The 17289-nt window shown below is 67.9% G+C and carries 10 protein-coding genes and 1 pseudogene; 4 read left to right on the top strand and 7 right to left on the bottom strand.

Annotation, left to right across the window (positions count from 1 at the left end; all coding sequences use genetic code 11):
* Nucleotides 1–20: 20 nt before the first annotated feature.
* The 3 genes from pepN to AC5RUF_RS10040 form a co-directional block, all read right to left on the bottom strand.
* The gene (gene pepN / locus AC5RUF_RS10050) at nt 21–2630 is read right to left on the bottom strand and encodes an aminopeptidase N (protein ID WP_494130480.1); all 2610 of its coding nucleotides are present in this window, start codon (nt 2628–2630) and stop codon (nt 21–23) included.
* 4 nt (nt 2631–2634) lie between these two features.
* Nucleotides 2635–4182 (bottom strand): hypothetical protein, encoded by a 1548-nt coding sequence (locus AC5RUF_RS10045; RefSeq protein WP_494130479.1) that lies wholly within the window; start codon nt 4180–4182, stop codon nt 2635–2637.
* 194 nt (nt 4183–4376) lie between these two features.
* Nucleotides 4377–5459, bottom strand: a complete 1083-nt coding sequence (locus tag AC5RUF_RS10040) for a YeiH family protein (RefSeq protein WP_494130478.1) — start codon at nt 5457–5459, stop codon at nt 4377–4379.
* Nucleotides 5460–5598: 139 nt separating this feature from the next.
* Between AC5RUF_RS10040 and AC5RUF_RS10035 the strand changes: the two genes are divergently transcribed.
* Nucleotides 5599–8370 carry a cation-translocating P-type ATPase gene (locus AC5RUF_RS10035; protein WP_494130477.1) on the top strand — a complete coding sequence of 924 codons (2772 nt, stop codon included), beginning with the start codon at nt 5599–5601 and terminating at the stop codon, nt 8368–8370.
* On the opposite strand, the gene AC5RUF_RS10030 is transcribed toward AC5RUF_RS10035, so the two are convergent.
* Nucleotides 8359–9807: an SDR family NAD(P)-dependent oxidoreductase gene (locus AC5RUF_RS10030; protein ID WP_494130476.1), complete on the bottom strand. Its 1449-nt coding sequence runs from the start codon at nt 9805–9807 to the stop codon at nt 8359–8361. The genes AC5RUF_RS10035 and AC5RUF_RS10030 overlap by 12 nt on opposite strands.
* A 167-nt stretch (nt 9808–9974) precedes the next feature.
* Complete coding sequence (gene glgC / locus AC5RUF_RS10025; protein ID WP_493998174.1) at nt 9975–11237, bottom strand: glucose-1-phosphate adenylyltransferase; 1263 nt, start codon at nt 11235–11237, stop codon at nt 9975–9977.
* A 72-nt stretch (nt 11238–11309) separates the two neighbouring features.
* On the opposite strand from glgC, the gene glgA reads away from it, so the two are divergent.
* Complete coding sequence (glgA, locus tag AC5RUF_RS10020; RefSeq protein ID WP_494130475.1) at nt 11310–12506, top strand: glycogen synthase; 1197 nt, start codon at nt 11310–11312, stop codon at nt 12504–12506.
* 94 nt (nt 12507–12600) lie between these two features.
* On the opposite strand, the gene AC5RUF_RS10015 is transcribed toward glgA, so the two are convergent.
* Together AC5RUF_RS10015 and AC5RUF_RS10010 are read right to left on the bottom strand one after the other, a co-directional pair.
* The gene (locus AC5RUF_RS10015; RefSeq protein ID WP_493997446.1) at nt 12601–14712 is read right to left on the bottom strand and encodes an acyl-CoA dehydrogenase family protein; all 2112 of its coding nucleotides are present in this window, start codon (nt 14710–14712) and stop codon (nt 12601–12603) included.
* Nucleotides 14713–14723: 11 nt separating this feature from the next.
* A complete protein-coding gene (locus AC5RUF_RS10010; RefSeq protein WP_493997447.1) occupies nt 14724–15452 on the bottom strand; it encodes a TetR/AcrR family transcriptional regulator in 729 nt (242 codons plus the stop codon).
* 94 nt (nt 15453–15546) lie between these two features.
* On the opposite strand from AC5RUF_RS10010, the gene AC5RUF_RS10005 reads away from it, so the two are divergent.
* Nucleotides 15547–16875, top strand: coding sequence for an acetyl-CoA C-acetyltransferase (locus AC5RUF_RS10005; protein ID WP_493997448.1), 1329 nt, complete (start codon nt 15547–15549; stop codon nt 16873–16875).
* A gap of 2 nt (nt 16876–16877) precedes the next feature.
* Nucleotides 16878–17289, top strand: a pseudogene (locus AC5RUF_RS10000) (3-oxoacyl-ACP reductase); the annotation flags it as partial.

Here is a 17289-nt window from a genome sequence, read left to right as displayed (position 1 = left end):
GGGCCGGGCGGCGTGGGGCGTTACTGGCCGGCGGCCTGGACCCGCAGGGAGCGCAGCAGCTGGTCCTGCTGCTCGATGATGATCCGGCGCAGCGCGGCCGGGGCGTGCGGATTCTGCTCCAGCCATTCCACGGACCGCTGGACCACCGGGTGGTCCGCCGGGACCGTGTCCGGCGCCGCGTCCTGGTGGCCCGGGTAAAGTCCTCCCACCACCCGGGACGCCAGTTCGATGCTGCGGCCGGACCAGACGTCGGACAGGGACGCGAAGTAATCGGGAATGTAACCGTCCAGCAGCTCGTGGCTGCCCAGCCCGAACCCGGTGATGGTGGCGGACAACAGTTCATTCGAGAGCCGCTCGGAATGCACGGCGGCCTGCCAGGCGGCGTCCTTCACGGCCGGGTCGGGGAACGCGGCGGCGGCGGTGGTGTGCCCCACCCGGCCCGACGCCGTGTTGTCCCGTTCCAGTTCGGCGTCGAGCTCGGCCCGGGTTGCGGAACCGGTGGCCGCCAGCGCGAGCCAGATCCGCCAGCGCAGGTCCGAGTCCACGGCCAATCCGCTGATGCCCGCGGTACCGTCCAGCAGTCCGCGCAGCAGCGCGTTGGAGCCCGTACTGCGTCGCCCGGCAGCGGCAGCCGCCCGCGCCCAGATAATCTGCCGGTCGCTGCCCGGGGCGGCAGCACGCAGCTGGGTGGCAATGCAGTCCTGGAATTCCGCACGCAGTGCATCACGGCGGGAGGCCGGTGCGTAGTACTCAATGGCGCTCAGCGCGTTGTCCAGCACCACCTGGAGCACGCCGGCACCGGTTTCATGCGGGGCGGCACGCTGGATGAGGTGCACGTAGTCCCGGGCGCTGAGCACCCCGTCGCGCACGCTGTTCCACAGGGCGGACAGTGCAATGGCCCGGGCCAGCGGGTCGGCGAGGAGGTGCAGGGATTCCAGCAGCGTGGCCAGGGAGGCAGGATCAAAGCGGATCTTGGCGTAGGTGAGGTCCTCGTCATTAAGCAGCAGCAGGGCCGGCCGCGGCCTGCCGGCCAGTTCCGGCACCTCGGTGCGCGGCCCGGCCACATCCAGTTCAATGCTGTCGGTGCGCACCAGGGCGCCGGCATCGTCAAAGTCGTAGAGGCCGATGCGGAGGCGGTGCGGGCGGGGAACCTGTTCGCCGCTGACCGGGTCCGGGGCGTCCTGCCGGATGACCACGGAAGTGTAGGCGCCGGCGTCGTTGGTCTCGGTTTCGGGCACCAGCACCGGCACCCCTGCGGTCTGCAGCCACTGCCGGGACCACAGGCCCATGTCCCGGCCGGAAGCGGCGGCAAGGGCGGCGAGGAGGTCCGCCAGGGTGGTGTTGCCGAAGGCGTGGTCGCGGAAATATCCCCTGGCGGCCGCGATGAAGGTGTCGAAGCCGACGTAGGCCACCAGCTGCTTCAGTACCGATGCGCCCTTTGCGTAGGTGATCCCGTCAAAGTTCTGCTTGGCGGCTTCCAGGTTGGGGATGTCCGCCACGATGGGGTGGGTAGTGGGCAGCTGGTCCTGGACGTAGGCCCAGGCCTTGCGCCGGTTGGCGAAGCTGACCCATGAGTTGGTGAACCCGGTGGCGCGGTCCACGGCCAGCGCACCCATGTAGTCGGCGAAGGATTCCTTCAGCCACAGGTCATCCCACCACTGCATGGTCACCAGGTCGCCGAACCACATGTGTGCCATCTCGTGCAGGATGGTGTTGGCCCGTGCCTCGTACTGCGCCTCGGTGGCCCGGGAGCGGAAGACATAGGCCTCGGTGAAGGTCACCAGGCCGGGGTTTTCCATGGCGCCCAGGTTGTACTCGGGCACAAAGGCGGAATCGTATTTGCCGAACGGGTAGGGGTAGGCGAACAGCTCGTGGAAGCAGTCAAGGCCCTGCTTCGTGACGGCGAAGATGTTCTCCGGGTCGAAGTACTCCGCAAGGGAAGCGCGGCAGTAGGCAGCCAGCGGGATCCGCAGGTCCGTGCCGTCCTCCAGCCGGAGGGACCACTCGTCGTCGGCCCGGAAATAGGGTCCGGCCAGCACGGTGGTGATGTAGGTGGAAATGCGCTGCGTGGGCGCGAAGTCCCAGCGGCTGAGGGTGCCTCCGGCCAGCGGGGTGCATGCGGTTTCGACGCCGTTGGACGCCACCTGCCAGCCGCTGGGCGCCGTGACGCTGAAGGTGAACTCGGCCTTGAGGTCCGGCTGTTCGAAGTTGGCGAAGACCCGGCGGGCGTCGGCCGGCTCGTACTGGGTGTACAGATAGGTGCGCCCGTCGGCAGGGTCGCGGAAACGGTGCAGGCCCTCGCCGCTGCGGCTGTACAGGGCGGTTCCGTCCACCGTCACGGTGTTCTGCTCCTGCAGGTCCGGCAGATGGATCCGGGAACCCTCCACGGCTTCGGCCGGGTCCAGTTCGCGGCCATTGAGCACTACGGACCCCACGCCGCCGTGGATGAAGTCCAGGAAGGTTGCCGCGCCCGGCTCGGAGCAGCTGAAGGTGATGGTGCTCCGGGAACGGAAGCCTGCGGCGTCCGGGTCTTCGGCGTTGCCCACATCAAGGTGGACGTCGTACGACGATACGGAGAGCAGTCGGGAACGCAGGGCGGCTTCATCACGGGTCAGGTTCTGGTTAGGCACCTGATCATTCAATCACTTCTACGCCCGCACCCGCTGGAGCACGGTCTCTCCCTTTCCGCAGCCGTTCAACGACAGCTTGGCAGGACAGCGCCGCCAGGATGATGAAATACGGTGAGTAGAGGTAGAGGAATCGTGCCCTGCCCTCAAAGAGCAGGACAAACATCAGCAGCCCGAGCAGTGCAATCCGCAGGGCGGAGATGTCCGGCCGCATCAGGAACGGAGTCCGCAGCAGCAACGGCAATGCCACGAGCAGCAGGACGGCGAACCACGTGCCCTGCCACACCGACAGCATCCATTGGAAGTGCGGTCCGGTGTTGTTGAAAAGGTCCTGCAGCCACCGGTCCCCAGCAGCCGTCGACAGGAAATCACGGCCGGTCAGCCGTCCTTCACCCCAGGTGAAGAAGGAACCGTCTCCGGTGACCCACAGCAGCTTGTCGTTCAGGAACCGCAGATACCCGCCGGGCCCCATGGCATCCACCCGGTCCAGGTACGCGTCCAGGCCGGCATGGAACTTTTCGCTGCTGCCCCTGATGGCCAGGGTCTGCTCATAATCAAACTGGTTGTAGGACCCGTACAACGGACCGTAGGGCCCCTGTGCGGTTTGCGCACCGACTTTGAGGAAGTGTCCGGGATTCATGGCATCCGGGCTGTTCCCGGGGTCGAAGCCCACCGCCGGCGTCCGCTGCAGAAAGGCCGCAATCAGCCGGTTGCCCAGGATGAAGCTGCCGCCGACCACGGCCGAAGCCGCCAGCAGCACTGCCGTGTTTTTCCTGCGGACAAGCAAACATGCGACCGTCACACCGGCTGCGATGAGGCAGATGGCAACAGTCGGCTTGATCCCTACGCCTATTGCACCTACGCCGCCCGCCAGGACCCAGAGGGCGACGCGGCCGTAGGTCCGGCGGGTGCGGCAGGAGGCCACGAGCAGAAACAGGATCAGCACTGTGAACAGCGTTCCCGCAGTGTCCGAGTAGAGCACCCCGGCCCAAGGCGAAAAGCCCAGGAATACCGTTGCCGGAAGCACCGTGAGGGCCGCTGCCACCGGCCCGCCCATCATGCGCGCAGTCAGGTACGTCAGTACCGTTGCAACGCACAGGATCACGCCGTTCAGAAAAGCCGCCGCGGTTGCCAGGTCCTTGACGCCCAGCGCCAGGGCGCCGGCGTCGTAGCGGGCCAGAAGCAGTGTCAGGAGGAGGTTGTTCGGGTTGATCCGGAAGTACGGGGTCACGGCGTCCATGGACCCGTTGGCCAGCCCGGCGGCGGACTCGTGGATTGCATGGACGTCCCAGTCCGGAGGCAGCCGCACGGCATAGGCGACCCGCAGCTGGACCACCAGCAGGGCGCTCCAGATCAAGATTCCCGCGGCGGTCTTCCATCCCCGGTGCCGGACCCTGCCCGGTACCGGACGGTCCAGCAGGAGACAGAGCGCGGCGGACACGAGCAGGAACGCGGCCCCGGCCGCGAGGGACCAGTCCATCCGGTATCGGGAGGCGCCGAAATGCGGGTTAATGAGATTGCCTGCCAGGGCCCAGAGGATCACGGCGCAGAACACCAGCCCGGCACCTGCCGGCCAAGCCGCGGGCCCCCACCGCAGCTTCCCGCGACGGCTCAGACGCGGCAGCGTGCGTCTCGATCCGGAGCCGCTCTGTGCGAAAGGCATGGACAATGTTAGCCAGCCGGCGACCCGTGGGAAGAGGGTCCTGACCGTTGCCCGCCCTCCGACAGCCTAAGTGGCCCTCCCGGGGCCTACCGTGCCAGGAAAAGCGCCAGGGCGAGGCCAAGCCCTGCCACCCAGGCCCACGAGGCCAATGCCGCGGCCACCGCCCGGATCCCCGAGGCAAAAAGGGTGCCGGCCCGCACCCCGGCGCCCAGTCCGAATAGGGCTGCGGCGAAGAGCAGCTCCTGCAGGCCTGCGGCGGCTGCCAGCAGGGTTTCGGGCAGCAGCCCGGTGGTGCGGACCAGGATCATCGCGAGGAAGCCAAGGACAAACAGCGGTACCAGCGGCGGCCTCGTGCCGCTGCCGCCCGCGGCAGGCCCGTTCCCTGCTTCAGCGGCACCGGCACGGGCACGCCGGGCCAGCAGGCCGGCGGCAGCGGTCATGGGGGCCAGCAGCACCACCCGTGCCAGCTTCACGACGACGGCGGCGGCCAGCGCGGCGGTACCGGCGGTCTGGGCGGTGGCCACCACCTGGCCGACGTCATGCACCGACGCTCCGGCCCAGGTCCCGAAAACCTCGGGCGGAAGGCCCAGCAGCCCCCCGGCCAGCGGCAGCGCCGCGATGGCAAGGGTTCCGCAGAGGGTGACCAAAGCGACGGGGACCACGGTGTCCGCGGTCCGGCTGCGCCGCACGGCGGCCATGGCGCCGATGGCGGACACGCCGCAGATGGAAAAGCCGGACGCGATCAGCAGCGGTTCCTCCCCGGGCAGCCGGAGGAGCTTGCAGATGGCGTATGTTCCGGCGAAGGAGGCCAGGACCAGGGCCACGATCAGTGCCAGGGCCATCCAGCCCAGCCCGGCGATGTCCACCAGTGAGACCTTCAGGCCCAGCAGCACGATCCCGATGCGCAGGAACCGCCTGGCGGCCAGGGCCAGCCCGGGCCGCCAGGCTCCCGCGGCGGCGGACGCGGCACCGGGCAGGTTGGCCGCCAGCAGGCCGAGAACCACGGCAGCGGTCAGTACCGGCACGGCAGGCACCAGTGCATGGACCAGATAGGCAACAGCGACGGCGGCAGCAGCCGTGAGCAACCCGGGGGCCGTCCGCCGCAGCGCGGCTCCGACGGATTTGCGCGGGGACGCGGAGGGCGGCGGGACGGCGGGAGAGTTCGGCACGAGTCCACACTGCCGCAGTCCGGGCCGGATTCCAAAGCCCGGATCCGTGCGTAACGGGAGCTCCCACGCCCCCGGTCGTACTGCTGTCGGATGTGACGTTGCTACCATTGGTGCACCATCCTCAAGCAACAGGGGCAGCATGAGTTCACCCAACAACGCCGGCAGCGCCCCTACCGCGGTGGAGCCGGCCCTGGACGCCCCGTGGCTCTTTTCCGCCGGGGAGGTTGCCGCGGCCCTGGGCACCGACCCCGCGGCAGGCCTTTCCCCTGAGGAGGCACACCAGCGGATACAGCGCTACGGCCCCAACCAGCTGGCTGAAGGCAAACGGGTTCCGGCTTGGCGGAAGATCCTGCGCCTGCTCTCGGACCGGCTGACCATCGTCCTGATCTTTGCCGCCGTCATCAGCGCCGTGGTATCCCGCGAATGGGAGACGCCGGTGGTGATCCTGCTGGTAATCATCCTGAACACGGCCCTGAACTATGTCCAGGAACAGCGTGCCGAGTCCAGCCTGGAAGCACTACGGAACGCTTCGGTGGACAACTGCCGGGTACTGCGCGGCGGGAACCGGACCACGGTGGAAAGGAAGGATCTGGTCCCCGGCGACGTGGTGCTGCTCGAGGCCGGCGACAGTGTTCCGGCGGACGGCCGGCTGCTCGAGGCAGTGCGGCTGCAGGTGGCCGAGGCGGCACTTACGGGGGAGTCCAAACCATCCAACAAGGTGGCAGGGGCACTGTCGGACCCGGAACTGCCGGTGGCGGACCGCACCAATCTGCTCTACATGGACACCGATGTCACCCGCGGCCGCGGCGAGCTGCTGGTCACCGGCACCGGAATGGACACGCAGATCGGCACCATCGCCCATCTGCTGGGCAGCACCACCGAGGAAAAAACCACCCTCCAGCGCAGCATCGATCAGCTGGCCCGGGTGCTGACCTGGATTGCGCTGGCCGTGGTGGCCCTGGTCTTTGTGCTCGGGCTGCTGCGCGGAGACAGCTGGGAGGATCTGTTCCTTACTGCCGTGTCGCTGGCCGTGGCCACCATTCCCGAGGGGCTGACCGCCGTCGTGGCGTTCACCCTGGCCATGGGGGCGTCCCGGCTGGCTGCGCGCGGGGCAATCATCAAGCAGCTGGCCGCCGTGGAGACACTGGGCAGCACGTCGCAGATCTGCACCGACAAGACCGGCACGCTGACCCTGAACGAAATGACGGTGCGCCGGCTCTACGCCCCGGACGGGCGCCGTTTCCGGGTGACCGGCAACGGCTATTCAACGGACGGCAAGATCCTGAGCCCGGACGGGCAGCCGGTCCCGGTGCTGACCGAGGCCTACCTCGCCATGTCGCTGTGCAACGACGCCTCGGTGGAAGACGGCCGGCTGACCGGCGATCCCACCGAGGGTGCCCTGGTGGTGCTGGCAGAGAAGGGCGGCATCGACGTGGCCGGTGCCCGGGCAACACACCGGCGGCTGGCGGAGGTGCCGTTTGATTCCGAGTACAAGTTCATGGCGACCTTCAACCATTCCGACAACGGCGCGGCGCTGCATTGCAACGTCAAGGGCGCACCCGGGGTGGTGCTGGACCGTACCGCCTTCCTGATGACCACCGACGGGCCCGTGCCGATGGATCCCGAGGACCGCGCCCGGATCAGCCGCGATGTGGACGCCCTGGCCACCGCCGGGCTGCGCACCATGGCCGTGGCGGGCCGGGTGCTGGATGCGTCCCTGCCGTCCGGGCCCGAGGCCCTCGCCGCCGAGGCCGCCAACCTGGTGCTGTACGCCGTCGTCGGGATCATGGACCCGCCGCGTCCGGAAGCCGGCGAGGCAGTGGCCCGCGCCCGCGCGGCCGGAATCGACGTCCATATGATCACCGGCGACCACCTCGTGACCGCCTCGGCCATTGCCCGGGACCTCGGCATCGAAGGAAAGGCGGTCGCGGGTACCGCACTGGATGCCATGGATGACCGGCAGCTGCGCTCCGACGCCCCCGGCCTGGGGGTGCTGGCGCGGGTATCTCCGGAACACAAGATCCGCATGGTCAGTGCGCTGCAGTCGGACGGGTACGTGGTGGCCATGACCGGCGACGGCGTCAATGACGCCCCGGCACTGAAGCGCGCGGACATCGGCATCGCCATGGGCATCACCGGCACCGACGTGTCCAAGGGTGCGGCCAAAATGATCCTGACCGACGACAACTTCGCCACCATCGTGGCAGCCGTCGAAGAGGGCCGGGGCATTTATGACAACATCCTGAAGTTCGTCCGGTTCCAGCTCACCACCGCGTGGGGGTTCGTGCTGATCTTCCTGGCCGCGGCCACCTTCGGCTTCGCCGGGGGAGCGCCGTTCACTGCCCTGCAGATCCTGTGGGTCAATATCATCATGGACGGCCCGCCCGCCCTGGCCCTGGGAGTGGACCGCACGGACCCCGACGTGATGTCCCGCCCGCCGCGGCGGGCATCCGAGCCGCTGCTGACCGGCCGGCGGATTGCCATCCTGACCCTGCTGGGCATCGTGATGGCGGCCGGCACCTGCACGGTGCTGGTCACGGCGCCGGACCTGTTCCCCGAGAGCGCCGGCAGCACCAACTTCGCCACCACCATGGCTTTCACCACGTTCGTGTTCTACCAGGTGTTCAACCTGCTGAACGTCCGGTCCGAGACCGGCAGCGTATTCACCCTGCGGACCTTCACCAACCGGGCCATCTGGGTCTCGCTGGCCGCGGTGGTTGTGCTGCAGGTGCTGGTGGTGCAACTGAGCATCTTCGAGGGATTCTTCGACACGGTGCCGCTGACCAGCGCACAGTGGTTCCTTTGCCTGGCCGTGGGCTCCAGCGTGCTGGTGGTCTCCGAGATCGGCAAGGCAGTGCAGCGGGCCGCCCGGCGCCGTGCGGCTGCCCGCCCGGAACGCCTACCAGGGTGAGGGCTTGTAGTCCTTGAGGAAGACGCCGTACTGGTCCTCGCCCTTTTCGCCCATGACAATCGGGTCGTAGACGCGGGCGGCACCGTCCACCAGGTCCAGCGGAGCGTGGAAACCCTCCTCCGCGAGGCGCACCTTCGTGGGGTGCGGCCGTTCGTCCGTGATCCAGCCGGTGTCCACCGCGGTCATCAGGATGCCGTCGGTGTCCAGCATCTCCTGCGCGCTGGTGCGGGTGAGCATGTTCAGGGCCGCCTTGGCCATGTTGGTGTGCGGGTGGCCGGGCCCCTTGTAGCGGCGTGAGAACTGCCCCTCCATGGCGGAGACGTTCACGATGTACTTCCGGCGCGCGGGGGAGGCGGCCATGGCCGGACGCAGCCGGTTGACCAGCAGGAAGGGCGCCGTGACGTTGCACAGCTGCACTTCGAGCATTTCGAGCGGATCCACCTGGTCCACCACCTGGGTCCAGCTGTTGATCGGCGCCGTGTCCGGCACCAGCCCGCCGGCGTCGATCGCGGTGCCGGCCTCCATCCGGGCCAGCGAGGAGGAACCGGCCGTCAGCGCAAGCGAGGTGACGGCGTCGGCGGCCAGCACCGGGTGCGCGGCAACAGACCCCGCCAGTGCCGTGGGGTGCGCGTCGTAGGTATGGCCGAAGGTGACCAGCTCGGGCATGGGGCCGTCCGGCAGCGGTGCCAGTTCGGCGTCAGTCAGCGGCCGGTAGGCGTTGGCTGAGCGGCGGACGGTCTGCGCGGCGTTGTTGATCAGGATGTCCAGCGGTCCGGCCTCGGCCACGGACTCGGCCAGGGAGATCACCTGCGCCGGATCACGCAGGTCAATGCCGACAATCCGCAGCCGGTGCAGCCAGTCCCCGGAGTCCTCCATGGCAGCGAAGCGCCGGGCGGCGTCCTTGGGGAAGCGGGTGGTGATGGTGGTGTGCGCGCCGTCGCGCAGCAGCCGCAGTGCGATGTACATGCCGATCTTGGCCCGGCCGCCGGTCAGCAGCGCACGCTTGCCGGTGAGGTCGGTGCGGGCATCACGCTTGGCGTGGCTGAACGCGGCGCATTCGGGGCAGAGCTGGTGGTAGAAGGCGTCCACCACGGTGTAGGGCTGCTTGCAGATGTAGCAGTTGCGCGGCCGCAGCAGGGTTCCGGCGGAGGGCCCGTGCGCGGCGCTGGTGAGCTGGGCACCGCGGGTTTCATCGTCAATGCGGTCCGCGGCGCCGGTGGCGGTCAGCGCGACGACGGCGCGGTCCGCTTCGGCCACGGCCGAACGCTTTTCGTTCTTCCGGTGTTTCTTCACGGACTTGAACATCTTGGCGGTGGCCCGCCGGACCGCCACGTAATCGGGATCTTCCTCGTCCAGGACGTGGATGGAAGCCAGGACCTTCAATGCGGTCTCGATCTCTTCCGGGCTTAGTTCTTCCGGGACTTCTGGGGTGCTCATCTGGGCCTTCTGGGGTATCAACACCGGCGGATTCACGGCGCGGCACAACTGGAGTGCGCACTTCGAGGATACCGGAGAAGGGCCCAAGAACCCGTATCGCGCCAGGGGGCGCCGGGGAGTCCAACCCCGGCGCCCCCTGGCGCGATGCCGTGCCGGCCTCTGTGGGCCTAGCCCTCCGGTTTTTCCACCGGAACGCGCTGGCCCTTGCTCAGCACGGTGAGGCCGGACTCGGTCACGGTGAAGCCGCGGCTGAGGTCCAGTTCCCGGTCCACACCCACGGTGGCGCCGGCAGGGATCCGCACGTTCTTGTCGATGATGGCCCGGCGCACCACGGCGCCTTCACCCACGTGCACCTTGTCCATCAGCACGGAGTCGGAGACCACGGCGTTGGATGCAACGTAAACGTCCTGCGCCAGGACGGAGCCGGTGACGGTGCCGCCGGAAATCACCGTACCGTCCGAAACAATCGAGTCGAACGCGGTGCCGGCCTGGTCAGAGGCGCTGCGCACGAACTTGGCCGGCGGGGAAATGCTCTGCCGGGTGTAGATGGGCCACTGCAGGTTGTACAGGTTGAACGCGGGCAACGGGGAGATCAGGTCCATATTGGCGTCGTAGTAGGAGTCCAGGGTGCCCACGTCTCGCCAGTACTGGTGGTCGCTGCCCGTGGCGCCGGGGATGACGTTGGTGGTGAAGTCGTAGACGGCGGCATCGCCGCGCTCCACGAAGTACGGGATGATGTCCCCGCCCATGTCGTGCTTGGTGATCAGCCGCTCGGCGTCGGCCTGCAGTGCGGAAACCAGGGCATCCGTGTTGAACACGTAGTTGCCCATGGAGGCCAGGAAGCTGCCGGGGTCGTCCGGGAGGCCGGGCGTCGTTTCGGGCTTCTCCACGAAGGCGCCGATCCGTCCGGGGTTCTCCGGGTCCGTTTCAATGACGCCGAACTGGTCCGCCAGATGCAGCGGCTGCCGTACGGCGGCAACGCTCACCGAGGCACCGGAGGCAATGTGGGCTTCGACCATCTGTGAGAAGTCCATGCGGTAGACGTGGTCGGCACCGATCACCACCACAATGTCCGGCTGGGCGTCGTCGATCAGGTTCATCGACTGGTAAATGGCATTTGCGCTGCCCAGGAACCAGCTTTTGCCCACGCGCTGCTGCGCAGGGACGGAGGCCACATAGTTCTGCAGCTGCGTGGAGAGCCGCCAGGTTTCGGAAATGTGCCGGTCAAGGCTGTGCGATTTGTACTGGGTCAGGACCACGATCTGCAGGTACCCGGAGTTCACCAGGTTTGAGAGTGCGAAGTCGATCAGCCGGTAACGCCCGGCAAAGGGAACTGCGGGTTTTGCGCGGTCTGCAGTGAGCGGCATCAGGCGTTTGCCTTCGCCGCCCGCAAGGACAACTGCCAGGACCTTCTTTGGCGCCATGGTCATGAACCTCTTCCGGAAGTAAGTCTACTGACTTCACACTAGATCACAGGTTGCCCGGTGCACTACGTTGGTTTAGTGCGAGTAGATATTGTGTCGAAGGAATTCCCGCCGGAAATCTACGGGGGAGCAGGCGTCCATGTTGCCGAGCTCAGCCGGGTCCTGGCCGGACAAGTTGATCTGAATGTGCATTGTTTCGGGGCCCCGCGCCCCGGCGATTTCCACGGTGCCAAAGTGACTGCCTATGCGGTGCCGGCGGAGCTGGACGGAGCCAATCCGGCGGTCCAGACCCTGGGCACGGACCTGGAGATCCTGGGCGGGCTGGCAGGGGCGGACCTGGTCCACTCGCACACCTGGTATGCCAACATGGCAGGCCACCTGGGGTCGCTGCTGCACGGCATCCCGCATGTGCTCAGCGCACACAGCCTGGAGCCGCTGCGGCCATGGAAGGCCGAACAGCTCGGCGGCGGCTACGCCGTCTCCTCCTGGGTGGAGAAAACAGCCTACGAGGCAGCCGCAGCCATCATCGCCGTCTCGCACGGCATGCGCGGGGACATCCTGCGCAGCTACCCCGATGTGGACCCGGAGAAGGTCAAGGTGGTCCACAACGGCATTGACGTGGACCAGTGGCAGCCGGACCCGGACTCCGACGGCGTGCGCGCCTTCGGGATTGATCCGGACCGGCCCAGCGTGGTCTTCGTCGGCCGGAACACCCGGCAGAAGGGCGTGCCGTACCTGCTGCGCGCCGCCGCGCTGCTGCCGCCGGAGGTGCAGCTGGTGCTGTGCCTGGGCGCTGCGGACACGCCGGAGCTGGCGGCCGAAACCGCCGTCCTGATCGAGGACCTGCGGCGTACGCGCACCGGCATCGTCGTCATCGAGCGGATGCTGCCGCGCGCGGAACTGATCAAGATCCTGTCCGTTGCCACCGTGTTCGCCTGCCCGTCGGTGTACGAACCGCTGGGCATCGTGAACCTTGAGGCCATGGCCTGCGGCACCGCCGTGGTGGCCAGCGCCACCGGCGGCATCCCGGAAGTGGTGGATTCCGGTGTCACCGGCCTGCTGGTGCCCATCGAGCAGGTCACCGACGGTACGGGCACCCCGCTGGACCCGGAAGCGTTCGTCCGCGATTTCGCTGCCGCACTGACCACCGTGGTCACCGATCCGGAGATGGCCGAACGGATGGGCCGCGCCGGCCGTATCCGGGCCACCGAGCAGTTCTCCTGGGAGTCCATTGCCGAGGCCACCCTGGCCGTGTACCGCTCCGTCCTGCCCTAGCCGCGGGCCAACCAAAAAGGCGCCGCCGCCCTGCTTTTCCTGCAGGGCGGCGGCGCCTTTTCTCTGCCCGGGGCCTTCGCCGCCGGTTGCGGTGCTACTTCTTGCCGGGCTTCCGTCCGGCCTTCTTGGCTGCCTTCTCACGGGCAATCAGTACCTTCTCGTCCACGGGGGCCGCACCGCTGGCACGCAGCAGGCGCTGGTATTCCATGGCCTCGTCCTGGCGGGCCTTCTCGGCACCGGAGGCAATCTTCGCGCGCAGGTGCTCCTGTCCGTAGCCGAACGAGTCGACCAGGTCCAGGGCGTGCGGGCGGATCTTGGCCAGCAGGCGGTTGATGTACGGGCCCAGCGTGCGTGCCCGCTGCGCGGACAGGCGGCCGTTCATCAGGTACCAGCCCAGGTTCTTCTCGATCAGGCACAGCCCGAACAGGTCACGGACCCAGGTCATGACCTGGCGTGTGCCGGCGTCGTCAATGCGGTCCAGGGCCCGGGTGAAGCCTTCCCACTGCAGCAGCTCGGCGTGGGCGCGGGCGGCTTCGATCAGGGCGTGCTGGTTTTCGTTGAAGACCGCCGCGCCCTTCTCCTTGGGCATGTTGCGGGCGGCCTTCAGCGCGCCGGCAACCTCGGCCACCATGGTGCTGACCCGGTCGGCCAGCAGGTCGTGCTGGGCCCGGGGATCACGCAGGGCGATGGCGGACTTCTTCTCGGAACCGGAGTCGGCAACCGTCTGCGCAATGCGGCGCAGGCCGGTGCGGTGGACGGTCACATCGGCAGCCTGTCCCACCACGTAGCGGGCCAGCACGCCGAAGTCGGCACCGGCGAATTCCTTGGCGTAGTCGGCCAGCAGGCGCTTGGCCACAAGCTGGAGCAGCACCGTGTTGTCACCTTCGAAGGTGGCGTAGATGTCCAGGTCGGCGCGCAGGGCAGTGAACCGGTTCTCGGCCAGGAAGCCGGCACCGCCGGTGGCTTCGCGGCATTCCTGCAGCGTGTCCAGGGCGTGCCAGGTGGAGAGGGACTTCAGCGCTGCGGCGAGGGTCTCCAGGTCCTGGCGGTCCTCGTCGGTGTCGTGGGCGCCGGAGAAGACGTCGTCGAACTTCTGCAGCAGTTCATCGTGGGCGAAGGACGCCGCGAAGGTGGTGGCGAGCAGCGGCAGCAGGCGGCGCTGGTGCTGCTGGTAGTCCATCAGCACCTCTTCGCGGATGTCGGAGGAACCGTTGAACTGGCGGCGTTCGGTGCCGTACTGGATGGCGGTCTTCAGGGCCAGTTTGCTGGCGGCAACGGCGGCGCCGTCCAGGGAGACGCGGCCCTGGACCAGGGTGCCGATCATGGTGAAGAAGCGCCGGCCCGGGCTGGAAATGGCGGAGGTGTAGGTCCCGTCCTCGGCAACGTCGCCGTACTTGTTGAGCAGGTTGGTCCGGGGAATGCGCACGTTGGAGAAGTGGAGCCGGCCGTTGTCGATGCCGTTCAGTCCGCCCTTGACGCCGTCATCCTCGCCGCCCACACCGGGCAGGAACCCGTTGTCGTCGCGCAGTTCGACGTAGAAGGCGTGCACGCCGTGGTCCACGCCCTTGGTAATCAGGTGGGCGAAGACCACAGCCGCTTTGCCGTTGACGGCGCCGTTGCCGATGTAGTCTTTCCACGCCGCACGGAACGGCGTGTTGATGATGAACTCTTCCGTCTCCGCGTCGTACTCGGCCGTTGTGGCGATGCTGGCGACGTCGGACCCGTGGCCGGTTTCGGTCATGGCGAAGCAGCCGGGAATCTCCAGGCTCATGATGCCGGGCAGCCACTTCTCGTGGTGCTCACGGTTGCCCAGGTGCAGCACGGCGGAACCGAAAAGACCCCACTGCACACCGGCCTTGATCTGCAGCGACGGATCGGCGGTGACCAGTTCCGCGAAACCGGCAACGTTTCCGCCGTGGTTGTCCTCGCCGCCCACGTACTTCGGGAAGGCGCGGTGGACGGCACCGGCGTCCACCAGGATCTTCAGCTGGCCCATGACCCGTTCACGGTGTTCGTGGTGGCTCAGGCCGGCGGGGGTGTGCAGTTCCGGGTGGCCGGCCAGCTCACGTGCCTGCAGGCGGATGTCCGCCCACTTGCCCAGCAGGGCCCGGCCCAGCGATTCGGTATCCACCACAGCGGCGTCGTTGTCGCTGATCGTTGCGCTGGCCGGCAGCTGGCGCTCGGTCGGGGAAAGTGTCTGCGTCATTGCGTTTTCCTTTAGGGGTTGTGGGGCCTTGGGGTAGGGGTAGCTGTATTCCTGGACAGGGGCGTATGCCCCTGGTCATAGCCGATGCCGTCGAACAGCCAGGCAGTCAGCTGATCGGTCATTTGCTCTTCGGTAGGCTTGCCGGGGCCCGGCGGCGCCGCAATCCAGCGTTCACCGGCGGCACGGATCATGCCCAGCGCCGCGGTGGGCCAGTACTGCGCGGTGGCGCTGGCTTCCGGCGGAACTTCCCGGCCGGCCAGATAGTGGCGCATGGCCGAATCCATCATGGCGGTGATGGTTTCGAAGAAATGGGACAGCGTGGTGTCCACCTGCTGATCAGGGCCGCCCTCGGCGAGCCGTCCGGTGACGAACAGGTAGACGTTCGGTGAGGTCTCCGCCATCTGGAGATACGCGGACACCATGGCACGCAACCCGGAACGGGGAGAGGTGGCGGTGCGTCCGGCATCCAGGATCTTCTCCTGCATGCGGGCGACCGCCGTTTCGCCCATTGCCTTCTGCAAGCCGGCCTTGTCACCGAAATACCGGTAGAACACGGACTTGGACGTACCCGAGGCCGCCGCAATCTCCTCCATGGATGCCGAGTACCCGAGCGTGTGCACGGCGCGCCGCGCCGTTTTGATGAGGGTACGACGGCGTGCGGCCCGGTGCGCTTCCCAGCGGAGCGCCCGGCCGTCCCCGGCAGGGGAGCCGGGGGAAGAATCCTCAAGTGCGTTGTTCACGATACCCAGCGTATCAGGTACGCTGGGTAACAGTAACTACCGTCACACTCAATGTGTCACCCAAACCCCCATGGACTCCCAAGGAGATCGACGAATGGCTGCACAGCCCGAACCCCTCGCCGCAACGCCCAACGCCGCGCCTGCCGTGCGCAAGGCAGTTGTGATCGGCGGCAACCGCATTCCCTTCGCCCGCTCGGGCGGAAAGTACACCTACAGCTCCAACCAGGACATGCTCACGGCAGCCCTCGACGGGCTGGTTGCCCGCTTCGGCCTGCAGGGCGAGCGGATCGGCGAAGTGGCCGGCGGCGCCGTCCTGAAGCACTCCCGCGACTTCAACCTCACCCGTGAAGCCGTCCTGGGCTCGGCACTGTCGCCGGAAACCCCTGCCTACGACGTCCAGCAGGCCTGCGCCACCGGCCTGGAGACCGTGGTCAGCCTGGCCAACAAGATCAAGCTGGGCCAGCTGGAATCCGCCATTGCCGGCGGCGTCGACTCGGCCTCGGACGCCCCGATCGCCGTGAGCGAAGGGCTGCGCCGCGCACTGCTGGACCTGTCCCGTGCCCGCACCACCAAGCAGAAGCTGGCCGCCGTCGCCAAGATCCGGCCCAAGGACCTGTCCCCGAACGCCCCGTCCACGGGCGAGCCGCGCACCGGCCTGTCCATGGGCGAGCACCAGGCCCTGACCACCGCCCAGTGGAAGATCACCCGCGAAGCACAGGACGAACTGGCGTTCAACAGCCACCGCAACATGGCCGCCGCCTACGACCGCGGGTTCTTTGACGACCTCGTGACCCCGTACCGCGGCCTGGCCAAGGACGCGAACCTGCGCCCGGACACCACCATGGAGAAGCTCGCCAAGCTCAAGCCGGTCTTCGGCAAGTCCCTGGGCGACGCCGCCACCATGACCGCCGGCAACTCCACCCCGCTGACCGACGGCGCGTCCGTGGTGCTGCTGGGCTCGGAGGACTACGCCCGCGAACACGACCTGCCGATGCTCGCCAACGTCGTTGACGCCGAAGCCGGTGCCGTGGACTTCGTACACGGCAAGGACGGACTGCTGATGGCCCCGGCCTTCGCCGTCCCGCGCCTGCTGGCTCGCAACAACCTGACCTTTGACGACTTCGACTTCTTCGAAATCCATGAGGCCTTTGCCGGCACCGTGCTCTCCACCCTGGCCGCCTGGGAGGATGAGGAATTCTGCCGCACCCGCCTCGGACTGGACGCACCGCTGGGCAGCATTGACCGCAGCAAGCTCAACGTCAACGGTTCCTCGCTGGCGGCGGGCCACCCGTTTGCCGCCACCGGCGGACGCATTGTGGCCTCGCTGGCCAAGATGCTCCACGAAAAGGGCTCGGGCCGCGGACTCATTTCCATCTGCGCTGCCGGCGGGCAGGGCCTCGTCGCGATCCTGGAGGCGCGCTGACCATGACTGATACCTACCTCAAGCTGGTCAACACCGGCATTACCAAGGACCTGTCCAAGAAGCTCGGACTGCCCCGGCCGGCCATCCTGCGCCGCTTCGACCCGGCCAAGCCGCTGGTGCCGGGACCGGTGCTGGTGCTGGGCAAGGGCGAGTCCGCCGATGACCTGGCACAGCTGCTGCTGTCCTGGGACCAGGATGTCCGCCGGCACGCGATGCCGAAGGAAAAGCTCGGCGCCATCCTCATTGTGCTCGACGACGCCGCGAACCCCGCCGACCTCGGCGAACCGGTGCTGGCTGCCGGGTCCGCCCTGCGCGGCCTGGCTCCGGGCGGCCGCGTGGTGACCGTTTCCCGTCCGGCCGCCGAGGCCCAGGATCCGGCGGCCGCAGCGGCCCGCCAGGGCGTGGACGGCACGC

This window comes from Arthrobacter sp. Y3224198, from assembly GCF_059090025.1.
This window is presented reverse-complemented; position numbering and strand designations above follow the sequence as displayed.

Bases quoted from the DNA above. Each gene is read 5' to 3' on its own strand.
- AC5RUF_RS10035 (WP_494130477.1), top strand. From the start codon at position 5,599: ATGAGTTCACCCAACAACGCCGGCAGCGCCCCTACCGCGGTGGAGCCG.
- AC5RUF_RS10030 (WP_494130476.1), bottom strand. From the start codon at position 9,807: ATGAGCACCCCAGAAGTCCCGGAAGAACTAAGCCCGGAAGAGATCGAG.
- glgC (WP_493998174.1), bottom strand. From the start codon at position 11,237: ATGACCATGGCGCCAAAGAAGGTCCTGGCAGTTGTCCTTGCGGGCGGC.
- AC5RUF_RS10015 (WP_493997446.1), bottom strand. From the start codon at position 14,712: ATGACGCAGACACTTTCCCCGACCGAGCGCCAGCTGCCGGCCAGCGCA.
- AC5RUF_RS10005 (WP_493997448.1), top strand. From the start codon at position 15,547: ATGGCTGCACAGCCCGAACCCCTCGCCGCAACGCCCAACGCCGCGCCT.